15 protein-coding genes are annotated in these 17,810 nt (G+C 34.0%); 8 read left to right on the plus strand and 7 right to left on the minus strand.

The features are described from left to right. Positions 1 to 115: 115 nt before the first annotated feature. The 6 genes from drt3b to ACFFU9_RS07285 all read right to left on the minus strand — a co-directional run bounded on the left by drt3b (position 116) and on the right by ACFFU9_RS07285 (position 9,501). On the minus strand, positions 116 to 2,161 hold the full coding sequence (gene drt3b, locus ACFFU9_RS07260; RefSeq protein WP_379860730.1) for an antiviral reverse transcriptase Drt3b: 2,046 nt from the start codon (positions 2,159 to 2,161) through the stop codon (positions 116 to 118). Continuing rightward, positions 2,158 to 3,483: an antiviral reverse transcriptase Drt3a gene (gene drt3a / locus ACFFU9_RS07265; RefSeq protein WP_379860731.1), complete on the minus strand. Its 1,326-nt coding sequence runs from the start codon at positions 3,481 to 3,483 to the stop codon at positions 2,158 to 2,160. Before drt3a ends, drt3b begins: the two co-directional genes overlap by 4 nt. Positions 3,484 to 3,554: 71 nt before the next feature. Next, entirely contained in the window at positions 3,555 to 6,812 is a 3,258-nt protein-coding gene (locus tag ACFFU9_RS07270; protein ID WP_379860732.1) for an Eco57I restriction-modification methylase domain-containing protein, read from the minus strand. A gap of 803 nt (positions 6,813 to 7,615) precedes the next feature. Continuing rightward, complete coding sequence (locus ACFFU9_RS07275; RefSeq protein ID WP_379860733.1) at positions 7,616 to 8,146, minus strand: KdsC family phosphatase; 531 nt, start codon at positions 8,144 to 8,146, stop codon at positions 7,616 to 7,618. Next, the gene (locus ACFFU9_RS07280; RefSeq protein WP_379860734.1) at positions 8,127 to 8,894 is read right to left on the minus strand and encodes a Rossmann-like and DUF2520 domain-containing protein; all 768 of its coding nucleotides are present in this window, start codon (positions 8,892 to 8,894) and stop codon (positions 8,127 to 8,129) included. The genes ACFFU9_RS07275 and ACFFU9_RS07280 overlap by 20 nt, the downstream gene beginning before the upstream one ends. Before the next feature lie 19 nt (positions 8,895 to 8,913). Further along, complete coding sequence (locus ACFFU9_RS07285) at positions 8,914 to 9,501, minus strand: Crp/Fnr family transcriptional regulator (protein ID WP_379860735.1); 588 nt, start codon at positions 9,499 to 9,501, stop codon at positions 8,914 to 8,916. A gap of 76 nt (positions 9,502 to 9,577) precedes the next feature. On the opposite strand from ACFFU9_RS07285, the gene ACFFU9_RS07290 reads away from it, so the two are divergent. The 5 genes from ACFFU9_RS07290 (at position 9,578) to ACFFU9_RS07310 (ending at position 14,315) form a co-directional block, all read left to right on the plus strand. Continuing rightward, positions 9,578 to 9,859 (plus strand): hypothetical protein, encoded by a 282-nt coding sequence (locus ACFFU9_RS07290; protein WP_379860736.1) that lies wholly within the window; start codon positions 9,578 to 9,580, stop codon positions 9,857 to 9,859. Then, positions 9,856 to 10,248, plus strand: coding sequence for a group III truncated hemoglobin (locus ACFFU9_RS07295; RefSeq protein WP_379860737.1), 393 nt, complete (start codon positions 9,856 to 9,858; stop codon positions 10,246 to 10,248). The genes ACFFU9_RS07290 and ACFFU9_RS07295 overlap by 4 nt, the downstream gene beginning before the upstream one ends. Before the next feature lie 244 nt (positions 10,249 to 10,492). Next, complete coding sequence (locus ACFFU9_RS07300) at positions 10,493 to 13,684, plus strand: cytochrome c biogenesis protein CcsA (protein ID WP_379860738.1); 3,192 nt, start codon at positions 10,493 to 10,495, stop codon at positions 13,682 to 13,684. Between the two features lie 17 nt (positions 13,685 to 13,701). After that, positions 13,702 to 14,154, plus strand: coding sequence for a large conductance mechanosensitive channel protein MscL (gene mscL / locus ACFFU9_RS07305; RefSeq protein WP_379860739.1), 453 nt, complete (start codon positions 13,702 to 13,704; stop codon positions 14,152 to 14,154). Further along, positions 14,154 to 14,315 carry a hypothetical protein gene (locus ACFFU9_RS07310; RefSeq protein ID WP_379860740.1) on the plus strand — a complete coding sequence of 54 codons (162 nt, stop codon included), beginning with the start codon at positions 14,154 to 14,156 and terminating at the stop codon, positions 14,313 to 14,315. Before mscL ends, ACFFU9_RS07310 begins: the two co-directional genes overlap by 1 nt. Positions 14,316 to 14,551: 236 nt before the next feature. Here ACFFU9_RS07310 and ACFFU9_RS07315 read toward each other — a convergent pair whose 3' ends face one another. Then, positions 14,552 to 15,082: a DUF5004 domain-containing protein gene (locus tag ACFFU9_RS07315; RefSeq protein WP_379860741.1), complete on the minus strand. Its 531-nt coding sequence runs from the start codon at positions 15,080 to 15,082 to the stop codon at positions 14,552 to 14,554. A gap of 403 nt (positions 15,083 to 15,485) precedes the next feature. Between ACFFU9_RS07315 and pxpA the strand changes: the two genes are divergently transcribed. The 3 genes from pxpA to ACFFU9_RS07330 are packed head-to-tail and all read left to right on the plus strand — an operon-like array spanning position 15,486 to position 17,810. After that, a complete protein-coding gene (gene pxpA / locus ACFFU9_RS07320) occupies positions 15,486 to 16,226 on the plus strand; it encodes a 5-oxoprolinase subunit PxpA (protein ID WP_379860742.1) in 741 nt (246 codons plus the stop codon). Positions 16,227 to 16,228: 2 nt separating this feature from the next. Beyond that, positions 16,229 to 16,963, plus strand: a complete 735-nt coding sequence (gene pxpB, locus ACFFU9_RS07325; protein WP_379860743.1) for a 5-oxoprolinase subunit PxpB — start codon at positions 16,229 to 16,231, stop codon at positions 16,961 to 16,963. Then, positions 16,956 to 17,810: a 5-oxoprolinase subunit C family protein gene (locus tag ACFFU9_RS07330; protein WP_379860744.1), complete on the plus strand. Its 855-nt coding sequence runs from the start codon at positions 16,956 to 16,958 to the stop codon at positions 17,808 to 17,810. The genes pxpB and ACFFU9_RS07330 overlap by 8 nt, the downstream gene beginning before the upstream one ends.

A 17,810-nucleotide genomic window follows, 5' to 3' on the forward strand; every position in this document is an offset into this window, starting at 1 on the left:
AAAGAAAGCAGCCCGCTCAGGCTGCCTCTTTATATCTAATCTTCTTGTATCGAAGATTAGATAGAACGCTTGTGTGTGAACTCCCGAAGGAGTTATTATTTGAGCGGAGCGTATTTCAATATACCTCTTGGCTTTTTTTTGCCTCTAATTCTTTTCCAAAATTAAAGTTATCCCACTTTGTAAACCAATATTTTCTGTAATTAATAATTTCCGATTTTAATGCTCCTTGTGAAGATTGAATTCCGAAAAGTAAAAATAATTTATTTTTAAATACTCTATCTAAATAAGGACAACTCAATAAATCAAAGAACAATAACACAAGCTCTGTATGTTTAGTTCGATTTTCCATTGAAACATCATTAATCTTTTGCAATATATAATTTTCAATTACTTTTTTAATCTTTTTATATCTCCTTTTGTTTCCAATATAAAACAAAGTAACGGTAATTGAGAAGTAGTGTAAAGGATATTCACATTCCTTTTTAACCAAATTTATTCTTAAATAGTGTCCGAGTAATTCTTCACTTAAACGATATTCTCGTCCAAGGTCATCGAGAGCAATAAGTAAATAAAGTGTTTCAATTTGAATATGTTCTTTTATTCGCACCTTTTTTAGGACCAAGAAAATTTCATCATAAATTTTCTTAAATATTCTGTGCTTTAAATCTACGCTTAGATGTAGCTTAGAAAATTGGGCCAGTTTACTAATTATAGAGCATAATTTTATTGTGCTGTTAACTCTTGGAGTAACTGTATAAATGAAGAAAGATAAATCTAACATCTCTAAGATCTCATTGGCAATAACATTTTCGTCTTGACATTCTTCTATAGAAACTTTAATTAGTTCTATAGTTTTGTTATCAATGCATCCCAGCGTGAAATTCTGGATGTCTTTATATTTTACTTTAGATGTGTCAACGATAATTTTAAATTCTGTTATTAGTCTGTTTGAACTGATATAAAAAGGTTTTTTGAGCTTTTTGCCATTAAACTCATCTTTCGAAAATTCAATTTTATTGAACGCCAATTGTTTTTCCAATAATTTGACCACTCCTACTTTAGCCTTTGTGATATCAGTTAATATTGGTTTTGAATACTCCTCACTTTTTCCTTCGTTCAAGCCTAACTTGTAGTCTCTCAGTTTCAGTCTAAAACGATTTAGAACTTCATCCTTTACGTGTTCATCAGTGTAAAAAATGAAATAATCATCAACATATCTAAAAACTTCATAATCCTTTCTAAAAATCAAAGGACTTTCCAAATCGGCTAATTCCAACTGGACTGTTTTATCAATTTTTTGAAGAATGATTTCTGCGAATATTCTTGAGAATTCCGGGCCTATTATTATGCCGTTTGTTTCGCCATAATTGAGATCTTGCATCAATCTGTCAAATATGCCGCCGAATGTGGATTTTGATAATCCAATGTTGTCTTTAACAATTTCTTTTTCTAATAATGCCCAGGTTATTGAATGTGAATAAATGCTATCAAAACATTTTGAAATATCAAATTTGAAAAGATTGTCATACTTTTTTTCACATCGATGATATTTATAAGATTCGTAGAACTTATGAATATTACTTATTTCTTTGTAAGAAAAAAATGTTTTTAAATTTTCATATTCTTTGTCGAAAACTTCAACGCCTTCCGTTTCATGGTCGGCGGATAACTTATCATAATGAAGTCTGTCTTTAAAATAAGTAAATTGGGCAGTATTAAAGGGTCTTCTCAAAGAAAAATCACTTTGACTACTATAATAGAGAATTAAATCCTTGAACACATCGTAGAACTCAATTACTGCAAGTTGGCTTTTTGGATGTACTACTGTAAGCTCCCGAAATTCTTTATGTTTATGCGAAATTTTATAGTGAAATGGTATAGCTTTTAATGCTCCACTATTTACATTCAAATCAAAATGAGTACATGATTGAGACTGGATTTGACCGTCGGAAATTCCAAATAACATTTTCATTATTGCTTTGGTTGATCTATCATTATTCTTCCATTGTATGCGATTTCCAACCAACTCTACTTCGTTTGATATTAAGAATTCGTAAAAATGACGATTAGAAAATGTGGCGGGGGTCTCAAATGGCAAAACATCTGACAGTACTACTCTCTGCTTCTTATTAGTTATGTAGCGTTTATTTTTAACCATCATTTCCAGATTTTCATAATGTTTTTCAATTGTTTCGCGCTAAAAGGCGAAAATCTCTGGGTGTTAAATCCATCGATAAAGGTGTATTTGTCGAGTCTGCTTTGTAATGATCCCGATGTTATCAATGAATAGCTCTTTCTTTTTAAAAGATTATCAAGATGCCTAAGCTGACCTAATTCAGTAAGAAAGGAATTGGAGTAATAGATTCCTATCAAAATTTTTGATTTATTATTTACCAATCGTGTATTTCCGGTTAAAAATCTAATTCTATAGATCAGCAAATCTCTTGCTGTCTTTTGATCGATTACAGCGAGGTTTAGATAATCTGAAAAAGCAAGTTCCAGTCTTTCTTCTAATTTTTTTAATTTCTTAGCCGTTAATTTTGTTTTCACTACTCCATTTTCAACTGTGAATTCATATCCCAAAAATTCAAATTGACATATAGAGGTGTCAGGGATATTTCTTTGAAATGTTTTTGACGGGTTTGTTAAAACAGTGCTATTTGATTCAATAGTTTGTATAACTTCATCTAAAACATTTCGGGATGGTGCATTTGGATTTGGAATGAATACCATAACAATATCATCGACGAAACGCGCATAATAAATTACACCAGGAATAGACCTCAATAACCTATCTATTTTTCGCATAAATAATTCTGCGAGATAAGCGCTCACGCCAATTCCTCTTGGCACACCTGATGTTGTTCCTGATATTAATTTGTAACTTCTTAGAATTTGATTTATAACTTTTCTGGATTTAGGTGATAATAAATTATCCTGATTTACGCTTTTGAGAATTGTTTCGTGATCTATAGACTCATAGAAGTTAGATATGTCTGTTCTGATTATGGTCTTAGGAAATTTATTACTTAACAGAGTTATTAGTTGTCGAACAATACTGTTTCTATCTGATTGCTTGACATCAAATAACCTTGAAACATTGTGCTGAACCTGCTTTATCGCAAAAAAATACTCTGGTGTATTATCAATTGTATATAGATCTTTTCCTCCTGGAATTCTGATAATTTTAAGTTCTAACTTGAAGTTTTTTTGATTGATATTCGAACTTATTTTTGCTAATACAGACTCTATCTCCTTGTTTCGATCATCTCTAAAGCTTTCTTTTACTTCATTAAAAAATTGAGCTAATTTGAAATTACCTGATTTCTTTTTTGCTTTTGCTAAAGTTCCGTATTTTTTTATTTCAGCTGTGATAATCCGAACGGATGTAAGCTTTAATTTATCTTCTACAAATAGTCCATTCCTATTTGATATATCAAATATGATTCTAAAATTGGACGCTGAGAATGATTGGTCTAACATGCTAACTACTTATAATTAAATTCATTACATTTAATACAATTTAACTGAAAAAGAGAAATTCAAATGACTAATTACCCATTCTCCACAATTCCAATCTCCTCCTCCGTCAACCCATACAGCTCATAAACCATCTGATCGATTTCCTTTTCCGTGGTTTCGATTTGGTCTTGCATCTCCTGTACTTTTTTCTTGTTTTCCTCAAAGAGTTCCATCCACTCAAATTCATCCTTTTTGGTGAGCTCTGGGATGGGGTTCTCGACTGCGCTCGAACGGACAATAGCTTCTTTTGCTCTTTCTCTATTGGAGGCTTTTATGGCTTTATTAAGTTCTTTGATGAATTCGCCGAAGGAGAGGTTGTGCCAGTTTTGGAGTTTGCGAGTAAATTGTTGGAAACCAAAACTTGAAAACAAATATTTCTGAAAATTCAACATGATTTTACCAGTTGATTTCTTCTGCTCTATTATTTGGTCTACTAATAATGCGAATACTTGTTTATTTTCTGCGTTTTTGATAGGAATTAATGACAAAGGTTTATTGAAATATTCTCTTGAATTTCCTTTTGGCTTTCCTATAAAACCATAATGCCAATTTAAAAGTTTTGAATTCAACAAAGCAGCAATAAACTTTATTGGATAATTATCATTAATGGAAACGATGGCTCTTACATCACCGCCATTATTAAACAACTGTTTGTTATCGTAACCAAATCTATTTTTATCTGCACGATAGGGAACAAGTAATTTTTCAGCTGCGTCAAAAACAGATTTCACTGAAGGTCGATGTAAACGCCACCATTCGTATTCTTGATTTTTAGGCCCTCTTCTATCTAATAAGGTTTCTTTATAAACTTTTAAATACCGATAAGCATTTGGGAAGGTGTTCTTTGAGAAATCATTGTCGGTATAGATTATATATTGATTCGTTTTATTTATTATGTAAGCGTCTATATCGCTATTTTTAATGCATTTCCGTAAAACTGATCTTTCAATATTAAATTCTCTTATAATTTCATCATTGATCGTAAACACCTCGTTTTTACCGGACTCACTTCCTTTAGCTATCTCTGCAATAGTCCCTAATAGTTTATTTCCTAATTCTATTTTTTTGATTAAATCCAGACTTTTACGATTAGCAATTAACCAATTATTATTTAAAGATTGCCGTTCAACTTCCGTTCTTTCAAATTCAGGAAGAGTTAAATTTATTTCATAGAGAGGTAAATTGGATTTATAATTAATAATAACGACTTTATCACTTGTAATCACAGCATCTGCAAAAATAATAGTAGTGTGAATATTTGCGTCTCTGAAAATATGATAATCAGAAAAATTAATTAGAACATTTATGTGCAAGGAAAGGTAACTCCTTAACTTTTGAGCATATTCATTGCCTATGAAATAATTAGAAGTAATAACACCAAATGTGCCTGTTGAATTTAAAATCTCAATCCCTTTATATAAAAAATAATACATTAAATCGTTGTAACCTGTATGTATTTTGTTGTATTCTTTTGAAAAAAATGAATGTATTAAATCATCAAATTCTTTAAGGTTAACATAAGGCGGATTCCCAATCACCACATCAAAACCACCATTCTTAAATATCTCCGGAAATTCGGTATGCCAATTAAAGGCTTTGTCTCCTGCCACGTCAACATCGTCTATCAAACTATTGCCACATTTGATATTACTGTTTAAATCGTTCAGTTTTCGTCTTGGTTGCGCAGTACGTAACCATAAAGAAAGTTTTGCGATTTCTACACTTTCTTCATTGAGATCAACACCATAAATATTGTTTTCCAAAATAGTGTTTTCTATATCAGGGAACTGCAAGCCACCTCCTAAAAGTTTGGTTTTGAGTTCGTCAATATAAGTATGTTCTTTAATCAGAAAATCCAAGGCTTGATTTAAAAATGCGCCAGAACCACAAGCAGGATCGCAAATTGTGAGTTGTAATAACCAGTCACGATAGTCGTCAAGAATATGTACAAGATTTTCAATGGTTGTTTTATTTCGGTTTTTACGACCTTTAAAATATTCTTCTTCGTGAAAGTCCAGCTCTATCTTCTTTTCTTCACAAAGCTTGCCTATTGTATTTTCAACTATGTATTTAGTAATGTATTTTGGGGTATAAAAAACACCATCTTTTTTACGTTTACTGGTCTGTTTGTCAAAATCGCCACCTTCAATCTCTGCGCTTACACTTTCTATTTCGTTAAGAGAGTTTTCAAAAATATGACCGAGAATGTTTACATCTACCTGACTTTCAAAATCGTAGTTGGAAAGCTTGCGGGTGTGGCTGTATAATAGTTCGCTGTCAATTTCCAAAGCATCCAAAATGGCATCGGGTTTAAACAGACCACCATTGTAGGCATAAATTTCGGCGCGGCTGGCGGTTCCCTTTCTTCCGGTATCCAGAAAGTGGAAATATTGCTTAAACAAATCGTACAAAGGACGTTCATCGCCAAAATCATTATCGTCTTTCCATTTATTCAATATTTGAAGTGTGGAATTGGAAGGCAATAACATTCGGTCTTCAGCGAAGAAAATAAACAAGAAACGATCAATAAGTTTCTGGGACTTCTGAAACAGGGTGAGCTTTACATTTTTCTCAAGTCGGCTAAGATCATTTTGATAATCAATGTCATCAAGAGCATCGAGCTTGGCTCTTACGGTTTGGGAGTTATTTTTAACCAGATCACGATAGAGTTCACGTTTAAACAGCGAATAATCCTTGTAGAATGTTTTGGTAATTTCTTGCTCTTCCGCAATCGAAGCTTCCTTTATTTTAAGCGGTGTATTATTAACTATTTTGTTTAAGTGCAAACACAAATACATCAGCTTAAACCGTTCTTTTGAAAGTGTAAACAAATCAAACTCTTCAAATTCTGTGGCATCATTGATATAAAAACGCAACTTCTCAAAATTGGAGGTAATGACATAGATGCATCCTTTATGATTAGCTTTATAATCAAAAGCTTGACGACGAATGCTCTCCAGGTCTTTTGTATTGGTGCCTTTTAATTCAATGACACCAATAGCAACGCCATCCTTTAAGATAGCACCATCGGCTTTACGTTGATTTTTCTCGTTCTTAAATTCCGTAGTTAGGTTTGAGTCGGGATTTGGAAATAAGGTATATCCCAAAATATTTACGAAAAGCTCATGCAGAAAGGTCGCTTGGTACTGCTCTTCCTTGGCAGTTTTTATATTCTCTTGGATGATCGTGTTCCAGAAATAATTCTGATATTTTTTATAGGCTTTGTCAACTTCTGAATCGTAGAGTAATGCAAGATGATTTTTGAGTACGGAGGTTTGAAATAATGGCATAAACTATTATAGAGTGTTAGGAGCCTCTAAAATAGGGAAAGTTAATTACTATTAAGGCATCTAATTTTTAAATTATTTAAGTGTTTTTTAACAGAATCACCATTATTTTTTCACTTTAATATTAGGTTGCCTAATTGAGTTAGTGATTCTATAGGAGAGAAATAATTACCCTCGTACTATTAAAGTCATTTTAAAGTAAATTTTCGAGAAAGACACTAATTTTAGGTCATTATCTCGAAAGTTTACGATAATTTAAATTGCACATATTTTAGATAATAGAACAAAAACCTGAACCCGGGATGGTTCCGAACCTTATTTATCCCGTCAAAATACAGCATGAGCTCCTCATAACGAGGATTGGCTATCGTGATACTGGAAGGGAAAAGTGTTTCCAGGGCAGCATTGTCGCGAGCCAAAAGCGCTTCGAGAGCATGTTCAGTGGCTTTGAACAGTTGCATGTCATGGTTTACCGTATTGCAGGATATGTCTAGGGTAGCGCTTATTTTACGGTTGCTATGCCCATTAACATGTAGGGGAATGATTTGGGCTCTAGTTTATAGCTGTGTTGAAATTAAATTTTTTAATATAAAAAGTGCTAAAATTAACTATCCTGTCAGGTAAAATAAACAAAAACATTATCCTCGTGTTACTATTAAGTGTAAACTTATTCTTGTGGTTTATTCGTTTTAAAAATCGGTTGTGTTTTTAGATGAACCACAAGCTGTAATTAAAATCGGAATTATTATTTGAAGTCATGTTTTTAATAATGCAGGGAACAATTGCCTCTGTCATGCAAGCACCCTCTAATCATAATTAGCTTTAAAATTCCCGTTCCATTTGCCTTGTACTTTAAGCACTTGCTCTATAACATCGCGAACAGCACCTTTGCCGCCTTTTTTATGAGACACGTATTTTGAAATGTTTTTTATTTCGGGAACCGCATCTTGTGGGCAACATGGCAATCCTACTAATGCCATAACGGGATAATCTGGAATGTCGTCTCCCATATAAAGCACGTTTTCCGATTTTATAGTGTATTTTTCAAAATACTCGTTCAGTTGTTCTATTTTGTTTTGAGCGCCCAGATAGATGTCCGTAATGCCCAATCCTGCCAAACGAATGCGTACGCCTTCATTAGAACCCCCAGAAATAATACAGATATTAAAACCTTGGTCTACTGCAGTTTTAAGCGCATACCCATCCTTGATGTTCATGCTACGCAACATTTCCCCTGTGCTAGTTACGCTTATTGTGCCATCTGTTAACACGCCGTCAACATCAAAAATAAGTGTAGTAATGTGTTCTAGGTATTCTTTATAGCTTTTTTCTTCCATGGGTATGTTGTATCGATTCTGTTAATAGTTCGTATATATTTTTGTGATGTGGGTTTTCTAAAGCTTTCAAGTGCTTTTTAATGGTTTTTTTGTCATGGCGTTTAGCAGGACCTGTTTGCGCGGTAAATGGCGAATGATTTTGCACTTTAAGGGCGGTTTCTAAAATGAGGGGTTTTAATAAATCGAATTCAGCACCTTCAGATTCAGTTATTTCATGTCCGATTCTATACAATTGATTGGTGAAATTGTTTACAAAAACAGCTGCTAAATGTAACACGCGCCTCTGGTCGCTATTCACTCTTTTTGTTGGGCTGCCCAGACTTCTAGCAAGCTGCTTTAAAAGTGGATAACACGCTTTATTTATAGTTTCTATACAGATGGGAACATTGGCAAAATCTATTTCGGCATTTTTGCTAAAGGTTTGCAAGGGATATAGAACACCGCGCTTATGTTTTTTATCAATATCATAAACACTCACGCTGCCAGAAGTGTGCACCACCAGTCTGTTTTCAAAAGGAAGCTGCGACGAGAGGTTTGCAATAACATCGTCACTTACTGCCATAATATATACATCGGCATCTTTTAGTTGCGATAAATCGTCTATAACATCTACCTCATTTTTATAAGAGGCCAGCGTATCTATATGTCTGTTATACCATTGGCTAACAAAAACTCCCTCTTTTTTGCTAAACGCTTTAAATAAATGTGTGGCTACATTACCTGCGCCAAGAATTGCTACTGAAATCATAGCGCTAAAATAATGATATTTAAAGATAAACTTTCCGTTCTTTAATAGATAATTTTTTTAATCCTTCTAATTTCTTAATTGCTCTAATAACTGTTTCAACACGTAAACCTGTAAGGTCTGATATTTGTTGGCGTGTTAAGTTAACCTCATAGAGGGTATTGCTTTTAGCGGTTTCCTTTAAGTGATTAAGCAGGGTTAATATACGGTGTTCTGGCGGATAAATAGAGAGTTCTTTCATGATTTTTGCTTTATACACCATGCGTTTGCAAACTAATTTCGTGAACTTTAAATGAATTTTAGGATGCTCCTCTAAAAGTTGAAAAAAAGAAAGTTTTGATAGCTTGTAAATTGAGCAATCTGTAAGACAGAATGCACTTGCAGGATAAGCGGAATCGCAAAAAAGAGGGGGCTCGCCAAAAGACATATCATTTTTAAAAAAACCTTGAACAAATTCTTTGCCCTCTTCGGTGTGATTAAACATTTTTACTGTACCTGTTTTTATTTGAAAATAGAACAAAGCGGTTTCACCTTCGCTAAAAATAGTTGTTCCTTTCTGGTAAGATTTTAGAATAACCGGGTAGGATTCAATAATGGTATTTGGTATCATGTTGTTATGATTTGAATCATAAAATAACAAAGTTATGTTTTAGAACTTTGGGTATATCATTTAAATAGATGAAATTATGAAATTATATGATAAGTATTTACTCGATTTTAAAAAAGACTATATCCTTTATATTCCCTTAAGTATCATATTGCAGAGTTGTATGGGTTCCATTGCAGCAATGTTTATTACAATGAACCATACCAAGCCCACTTATTTTTATGAGTTAATTCTTTGTGTTACATTAGCCATGGCATATAACGGTGCTGTTTATGCCCAATTGAAAATGAATTGGATATTCAATCTGTTGGTCATCACATTGATTACAGATGTAATATTGATAGCTTTAAACGTACAATGAACAAACACGATATAAAAACAAGAGAAGACATTCATCTTTTGGTCTCTACATTCTATAAGAAGATTAGAAAAGACACTGTTTTGGGACCTTTTTTTAACGGGGTAATAAAAGATTGGGATGAGCATATAGAGAAATTAACAAGCTTCTGGGAGGCTAGTTTGTTTTTTAAAACCAAATACTATGGGAATCCCTTGGAAACTCATGTAAAAGTGGATCAAGAAAACCACCATGCTATTGAGCAAATGCATTTTGGATTATGGCTTAACCTTTGGTTTCAAACCATTGATGAGCTTTTTGAAGGCGATTATGCTGAAAATGCCAAGAACCGTGCAAGAAAAATGGGCACATTCTTGTTTATGAAAATTTTTGAAGCTAGACAACATCAGTAGGGCATAGCGTTAATCCTCATTTATTTAAAAAAATAGTCGCTTTAGGGGCATACTTATCGTACAGGCACCAAGAAACACCCTATAAACTTGTTTTAGAGTTTTGAGCTTGCTGCTAGGCTTTATCGGTTATGAGACTTGCTTTATTCTTCAATCTGCATTCGTAACGGGCTTTTTTGTTAAACTTTAACACTCCAAAATTGAACATAAATACCTAAATTTGCCGCAGCTTAAAAAGGCTCTCATTATGCAAAATAAAATCACTAAATTTCTTTTCTCAACACGATTTACCGCGTTTTTGTTTCTTGCTTTCGCTATCGCAATGATAACAGGTACTTTTTTAGACGCTGGACAGGATACTTCGCCAACACCTTTAACTCGAAACTTAATTTACAACGCTTGGTGGTTTGAAGCCATCATGCTGTTTTTTGTCATTAATTTTATTGGCAATATTTTTAAATTCCGATTACATAAAAAAGAAAAATGGGCGTCTCTAACATTGCATTTAGCCTTTATATTTATTTTAGTTGGGGCTTTTATTACCCGATATATTAGTTACGAAGGCATGATGGCCATTCGGGAAGGCGCTACAGAAAACGTATTTCTTTCTCAAAAAACATATGTAACCGCTTATATTGATGGAGATTATGAAATTGATGGTGTGCCACAGCGCTTGCCTATTGAAAGAGAGGTGGATTTTTCTGGACGAATGGATAATAATTTTAAAGTTCATACCAAATACAACGAACAGCCCGTTTCAATTGAGTTGGATAAATTTATTGTGGGTGCAGAAGAAGATATTGTACCAGACGAAACTGGCGACCAATATTTAAAGATAGTGGAAGCTAGTGGTATAGGCCCCCATAACCATTTTTTAAAATTGGGTGAAATTCAAAACATCCATAATATTTTGTTTGCTTTTAATAAGCCTACAGAGGGTGCTATAAATATTACATATACCGATGATGGAGAATTAACCATAAAATCTCCTTTTGAAGGCGAATACATGACCATGGCCACTAGAGCAGAGGGTAAATTGGTAAAAGATAGCTTGCAGCCTTTGGTTTTGCGTTCGCGATACGTTATTGGTAATATGCAAATGGTGTTTCCTAATACTGTAGTAAAAGGTACTTTCGATATTGTTAAACAAACAGAAGCCTTACGATCGGGTGCCGATGGAGCCGTTTTTAAAATAACGGCTAATAATGAAACCAAACATGTAGGTGTATTGGGAGGTAAAGGTACCAATAGTAATTTTAAGTATGTTAAAGTAGGTGGTCTGGATATTGGTATTCGTTATGGTTCTAAAGTTTTAGAGCTGCCTTTTTCTATAAAGTTGAACGATTTTGAGGCAGAGCGTTACCCCGGAACAGAAAATGGTTATTCAGCATATTCCAGTGAAGTTACCGTGATAGACGAAAATAAAGAAAGTTACGATTATAAGATTTTTATGAACAATATTTTAGATCATGGTGGATATCGTTTTTTTCAATCCAGTTTTGACCCTGATGAGAAAGGAACCATTTTATCTGTAAACCATGATTATTGGGGGACGTTGATTACTTATATCGGCTATTTTATTCTCTATTTTGGAATGATGGCTATTTTATTTGCAAAAGGGACGAGATTTGGAGATTTAAAACGACACCTTGAAAAAGTAAAGGCTAAAAAAGCAAAAATGCTTAGCGTTATATTGCTGTGTTTTGGTTTAAATACTTTTGCCCAACAGCATTCTGAAAATGATGGCCATAACCATTCTAAAAAACCGACAAAAACACAAATCGATTCGATTTTAAAAGCCAATACTACACCTAAAGAGCACGCAGCGCTTTTTGGTAATATGGTTATTCAAGATATTAGTGGGCGTATGATGCCTGTTAATACCTATGCCTCAGAAATGCTTAGGAAGTTGTATAAGAACGATTCTTATGAGGGTTTAAATGCCAATCAGGTCTTTTTATCTGTGCAAGAAAGCCCCACGCTGTGGTATAATGTTCCTGTTATCTATTTGGCCATGAAAAAGGCAGATACCATAAGACATCTTATTGGTGTAGATGAGAGCAAGAAACATGTGTCGTTAGCAGATTTTTTTACAGATAGAGGCGAATATAAATTAGCGCCTTATTTGGACGAGGCTTATAAAGCTTTGGCTCCAAATGGCTATCAAAAAGAATTTAAGGAAGCCGATCAACGTGTCAGTTTACTTTATAATACTATTGAAGGCAGTTCGTTGAAAATATTTCCAATCCCAGATGATTATAACAATAAGTGGATCTCTACAACGGAATTGCCACAATATAGAGAACAAATAGAAGACTCTTTATACGCTAATTTTGTTAAAAATGGTTTTCAAGCGTATTTGTTTACTTTAAATAATGCGAAAAAAACGGGCGATTTTTATGAAGCCAATAAAATTTTAGAAGCCTTTAATAGAACACAGCATAAGTACGGGGGGTCTGTGATGCTTAGTGACGATAAAATAAAAGCTGAAGTTCTATATAATAAGTATGATATTTTTAAAAAACTATTTAGTTGGTATTTATATGCTGGCTCTTTGCTTTTTATCATTCTTATTGTTCAAATATTCAAAGAAACCAGTAAGCCAATCCATTTTGCGGTAAAGGGGCTTAAAATTATTATAATTGCATTGTTTCTTTTGCATACAGCAGGACTTATTGCGCGTTGGTATATCTCTGGACACGCACCCTGGAGTGATGCATACGAGTCTATGATTTATGTAGCATGGGCAACTATGTTTTTTGGTCTGGCCTTTGGTAAGGATAGTGATTTAACCTTGGCGTCTACAACTTTTGTTACGGCCATGTTATTAATGATTGCCCACTGGAACTGGATGGATCCTGCTATTGCAAACCTACAGCCTGTTTTAAATAGTTATTGGCTCATGATTCATGTGGCAGTAATTGTAGCCAGTTATGGTCCTTTTGCTATTGGAATGATACTAGGGGTTACCACGTTATTCTTGATGGTTTTTACCACTAAAAAGAATAAAGCTAAAATGCAGCTTAACATCAGTGAGCTTACCATTATTAATGAAATGGCATTAACGGTTGGTTTGGTATTGCTTACTATCGGAAACTTTTTAGGAGGTATGTGGGCCAATGAAAGCTGGGGACGTTATTGGGGATGGGATCCAAAAGAAACTTGGGCGCTTATTAGTATTATGATTTATGCTTTTGTAATCCATATGCGATTAATTCCAGGTTTAAGAGGCCGTTGGCTTTATAACCTAATGTCTATAATTGCCTTTTCGTTTATTATTTTTACTTATTTTGGTGTTAATTTTTATCTGGCAGGACTGCACTCTTATCAATCTGGACAACAAATTGCTAGTTTTAATATTATCGCCATCGCTATTGGTTTGGTAGCTATGTTGGCTATTGTTTCGTATCTGCGTTATGCGAAATATTATAAAAAGTAATGTGTATTTATCTTAGCATGAAGTTTTTAAAAGATTTTAAAGAGTTTGCAGTTAAAGGTAATATGATGGATATGGCTATTGGTATCATCATTGGAGCGGCCTTTAATAAAGTGATAGATGTTATGGTGAAAAAAGTGTTTTTACCACCTCTATCTTTGCTTACAGATGGTGTTAACTTTCAAGACAAGCGTATTATTCTTAGGGAGGCTGTCTCTAACCTAGAAGGAGCTATTATTACAGATGAAGTTGCTATAGGCTACGGAGCTTTAGGTGAGGCTTTTATAGATTTTTTAATTATTGGATTTACAGTTTTTTTGGTGGTAAGGTTTATGAACGGACTTCGTAATAAAGCGCACGATGCTAAGGACAAAACGGTAGCCACACCCAAAGATATTGAGTTGTTGTCTAAGCTTACAGCTCTTATGGAAGAGCAGAATAAATTATTGCAGTCAAAAAAAATAATGAAATAATGGCAAAAACAGGTCGTGATAAGAACACTAAAAATAAAGCAAAACGTACAAAATTGTTAGCTAGAAAAATTAATAAAAAAAAGAGTGAAGTACTATTGCGCAAAGAAAAACTTAAGGCTATTATACAAAAAGCTAATAAAGCACAAGAGGAAAAACTTTAATAGTTTTATAAAGGGCTTTCTGTAACCTTTCTATCAATTGAAATCATTTATAGGCTTGAATTTGAATAATATTTAAATGTGCTTTAGGTAATATACTTCTGTTCTAAATTATCTTATCCATGTATTGGAGGTGTTTTTTTTGCTTAAATATTTAGTTCCTTCATGAAAATAAAAAAAAGGGCGAAATTGTTATTTCGCCCTTTTGGTCATTCAAAAAAAAGTATAGATAATAAAAATTAACTTTCCGTTACCTGTTTTTCGTAAGTGGATGTGGCCTTGGTTTTAATGATATTGCCATCTACATCTTTAAAGCTATAAACCGCCTCAAGAACAAATTCCGTAGCGTCTTCATTAACATCAATAACAATAAGGTCTCTAGAGCAGTTGGCAACAAGCGTTAAGGTGGTTTCGCTTAATTTCCATGTGCCTTCTACTTTAAGCTTGTTAGAGCAGTCTGAGGCTACTTGCCCCAATGCTAACTCATAAGATCTATCGTCGTTAAAATTATAAACAATGTCTTTTTGGCATTCCGAATATTGGGCAAATAGATCTAAGCTAGGGTTGTCTTCGTTGTCGTCGGTTATATCAATTTCATCTTCTACCGTTATACTTTTTAATTCCCAACGTCCAGTAAAATCAGACTCTATTGGAATTAGTTCGCCTGTAATCGCTTCTGGACACTGTATGCTATCGTCGTTATTATCGCAACTAACGATTAACACAGACATGATTAATAGGCTTTTTACTAGTAAAATTGATTTTTTCATAATTTAATTGTTTTTAGATTCACATATAAGATGAACAAATGGCTAAATAGTTGCGTGGAGAAGGCTTCTTTTTTAAATTTATGATACGTTGCTTTTCTACATGATAAGGTAAACGATTGGTAATAGGGCGTGTATGTTTCTTTTTAAGGTAAACGTTTTTCAAATATTTTTATAAAATATATGTTTTTTGGTGTGGTTAGCAGTTTAATGATATCAATATCTTATAGGTTTGGATAACATGCCCGAAAGAGCATGTGCCGCACATGGTTGTTTGGGGTGTTTAGCCTGTATGTTAATTAAAAATCATCTCATCTGTTATATGATGATTGTAGAAGCGTGCTTAATTTGGTAAATTTTGATATTTGCACATGGAATTCTGTTCCAAATTGACTAAATTGTTAAAGTGAAAAAATACAGAATAGATATAAACGTAGATGTAGGGGAGGGCATAGGTAACGAGCATCAGCTTATGCCTTATGTTTCCTCGTGTAATATTGCTTGTGGTGGGCATTCAGGTGACGAAAAAACCATGCGTGCTGTCATTAAATTTGCAAAGGCACATGGTGTTAAAATTGGTGCTCATCCTTCATTTCCCGATAAAGAAAATTTTGGACGACAAGCGATGGATATGTCTTGTGTATCGTTGTTTACGTCTCTTAAAAACCAAATTAAAGACTTGTTGGCTGTATTAAAAGAAGAGCACGCCGTTTTGCATCATATAAAACCCCATGGTGCTTTATATAATAAGGCTGCGGTAGATAAACGAACCGCTGTTGTGTTGGTAGAGGTGGTGAAAAGTTTAAGAATGCCAGTGAAGCTATTTGTGCCATACGGTTCGGTAATTGAAAAGGTGGCCCTAAATAACGGACTAGATATTACTTATGAAGGCTTTGCCGATAGAAATTATAATAGCGATTTAACATTGGTTTCAAGAAAAGAAGATGAAGCCTTAATTTGTGATGGAGAAAAAGTGTTTGAACATGTTTATAGAATGCTAGCAACAGGAAAATTAAAAACGATTAACGGCGATGAAATAGATATAAAGGCGGAAACGTTTTGTGTTCATGGGGATACGCCCAATGCTGTTCTTGTTTTACAGCATTTATACACCCGTTTACAAGAGAAAGGAATCCAAATACATTAAATTTGAAACGTTTTAAACCTACTTATAAAGCATTCGGTGAGCGGTCTATTTTAATAGAGTGGCCACAAGAGATAGATGTCCACATTTTAAAAGATATTATTAATTTTAAAGAAGAAATTCAGAAATTTAATATTAAACCTTTAGTTGAATTAATTTCTGCATATAACTCATTATTACTGATTTACAATGAGTTTTATAAAGGTTTTGATGTAGAGATTGAGGTTATAGAAGAAATCTATAGTTCTAAAAGGCCTGTGTATACTAGTAGTCGGGTTTTGTGGAAAATACCCGTGTGTTATCATGTGGATTTTGGTGTCGATTTAGCTATGATTTCCAAAGACAAAAACATGACGGTTCCTGAGGTTGTGCAGTGGCATTCAAGTGCTATTTATACGGTGTATTTTATTGGGTTTTTACCTGGTTTCCTATATTTAGGTGGTTTAAATGAAAAACTCTACAGTCCAAGGAAAGCGACACCTCGTTTAAAGGTAGAAAAAGGAGCTGTCGCTATTGGGGGTGGTCAAACGGGTGTTTACCCTAATGAGAGCCCTGGCGGTTGGAATATTATCGGGAATACACCAGTGTCTTTTTTCGATGTTTCGAATGCGGACCCCTGTTTTGCGAAACCTGGGGATGCGCTTGTTTTTTATCCAATTTCAGTAAAAGAGCATCAAGAAATAAAAGCTTTAGTCGATGGAAATATGTATAAATTAAAACATGAGATAATCTATGATTAAGGTTTTAAAATCAGGTTTTTACACTTCTATTCAAGACTTAGGTAGAGTTGGTTTTCTAAAATATGGTGTGCCGCGTTCTGGAGCTATGGATTTGTATAGTGCAGGAATAGCAAATGCTTTGTTGGGCAATGAGGGGTCTTGTGCAGTGATGGAAATTACGATGACCGGCCCTGTGCTTCAATTTGAGTCTAGCACCAGTATTTGCATTTCAGGTGCCAATTTATCGCCCAAGCTTAATCAGCAACCAGTGGTAATGAATAAGGAGGTTTCTGTTGTTAAAGGAGATGTTTTGTCTTTCGGTGTATTAAAGTTTGGATTTAGGTGTTATATGGCCGTTTTAGATGGTTTTAAGATGGATGTCGTGATGCAGAGTCAGAGTATGTATAAAAACATAACGAACCAAAGTGTGGTTGCTAAAAACGATATGTTGCCAATATCAAAATCCCAAAGGTTCTTGAGTAAAAAAAATGCCTTGCTTAAAATAGCGCCAGCGTATTTTGAAACAAGTCAGATAGATGTTTTTAAAGGACCAGAATTTAATCGGTTATCAAGAAAGCAAAAGGATTTGGTGTTTTCTAAAACATTTCAAATATCAAAAAATAACAACAGGATGGCTTATCAGCTTGAGGGGTTCTTTGAAAATAGCTTACCGTCCATTATCACATCAGGTGTGCTTCCGGGTACGGTGCAACTAACGCCTTCTGGAGCGCTTATTGTTTTAATGCGCGACTGCCAGACTACAGGGGGGTATCCAAGAATTTTACAATTAAAAGAAAGTGCTAACAATGTGTTAGCTCAGAAATTTACAGGTCATGATGTTCACTTTAATCTTGTCGATGCTTATTGA

The sequence above is a fragment of the Mariniflexile ostreae genome, from assembly GCF_042427585.1.
GTDB lineage: Bacteria > Bacteroidota > Bacteroidia > Flavobacteriales > Flavobacteriaceae > Pseudalgibacter > Pseudalgibacter ostreae.

Excerpts from the sequence above, each read along its gene's own strand:
- drt3b (WP_379860730.1), bottom strand. The coding sequence starts at position 2,161 with ATGATGGTTAAAAATAAACGCTACATAACTAATAAGAAGCAGAGAGTA.
- drt3a (WP_379860731.1), bottom strand. The coding sequence starts at position 3,483 with ATGTTAGACCAATCATTCTCAGCGTCCAATTTTAGAATCATATTTGAT.
- ACFFU9_RS07270 (WP_379860732.1), bottom strand. The coding sequence starts at position 6,812 with ATGCCATTATTTCAAACCTCCGTACTCAAAAATCATCTTGCATTACTC.
- ACFFU9_RS07275 (WP_379860733.1), bottom strand. The coding sequence starts at position 8,146 with ATGGAAGAAAAAAGCTATAAAGAATACCTAGAACACATTACTACACTT.
- ACFFU9_RS07280 (WP_379860734.1), bottom strand. The coding sequence starts at position 8,894 with ATGATTTCAGTAGCAATTCTTGGCGCAGGTAATGTAGCCACACATTTA.
- ACFFU9_RS07285 (WP_379860735.1), bottom strand. The coding sequence starts at position 9,501 with ATGATACCAAATACCATTATTGAATCCTACCCGGTTATTCTAAAATCT.
- ACFFU9_RS07290 (WP_379860736.1), top strand. The coding sequence starts at position 9,578 with ATGAAATTATATGATAAGTATTTACTCGATTTTAAAAAAGACTATATC.
- ACFFU9_RS07295 (WP_379860737.1), top strand. The coding sequence starts at position 9,856 with ATGAACAAACACGATATAAAAACAAGAGAAGACATTCATCTTTTGGTC.
- ACFFU9_RS07300 (WP_379860738.1), top strand. The coding sequence starts at position 10,493 with ATGCAAAATAAAATCACTAAATTTCTTTTCTCAACACGATTTACCGCG.
- mscL (WP_379860739.1), top strand. The coding sequence starts at position 13,702 with ATGAAGTTTTTAAAAGATTTTAAAGAGTTTGCAGTTAAAGGTAATATG.
- ACFFU9_RS07310 (WP_379860740.1), top strand. The coding sequence starts at position 14,154 with ATGGCAAAAACAGGTCGTGATAAGAACACTAAAAATAAAGCAAAACGT.
- ACFFU9_RS07315 (WP_379860741.1), bottom strand. The coding sequence starts at position 15,082 with ATGAAAAAATCAATTTTACTAGTAAAAAGCCTATTAATCATGTCTGTG.
- ACFFU9_RS07330 (WP_379860744.1), top strand. The coding sequence starts at position 16,956 with ATGATTAAGGTTTTAAAATCAGGTTTTTACACTTCTATTCAAGACTTA.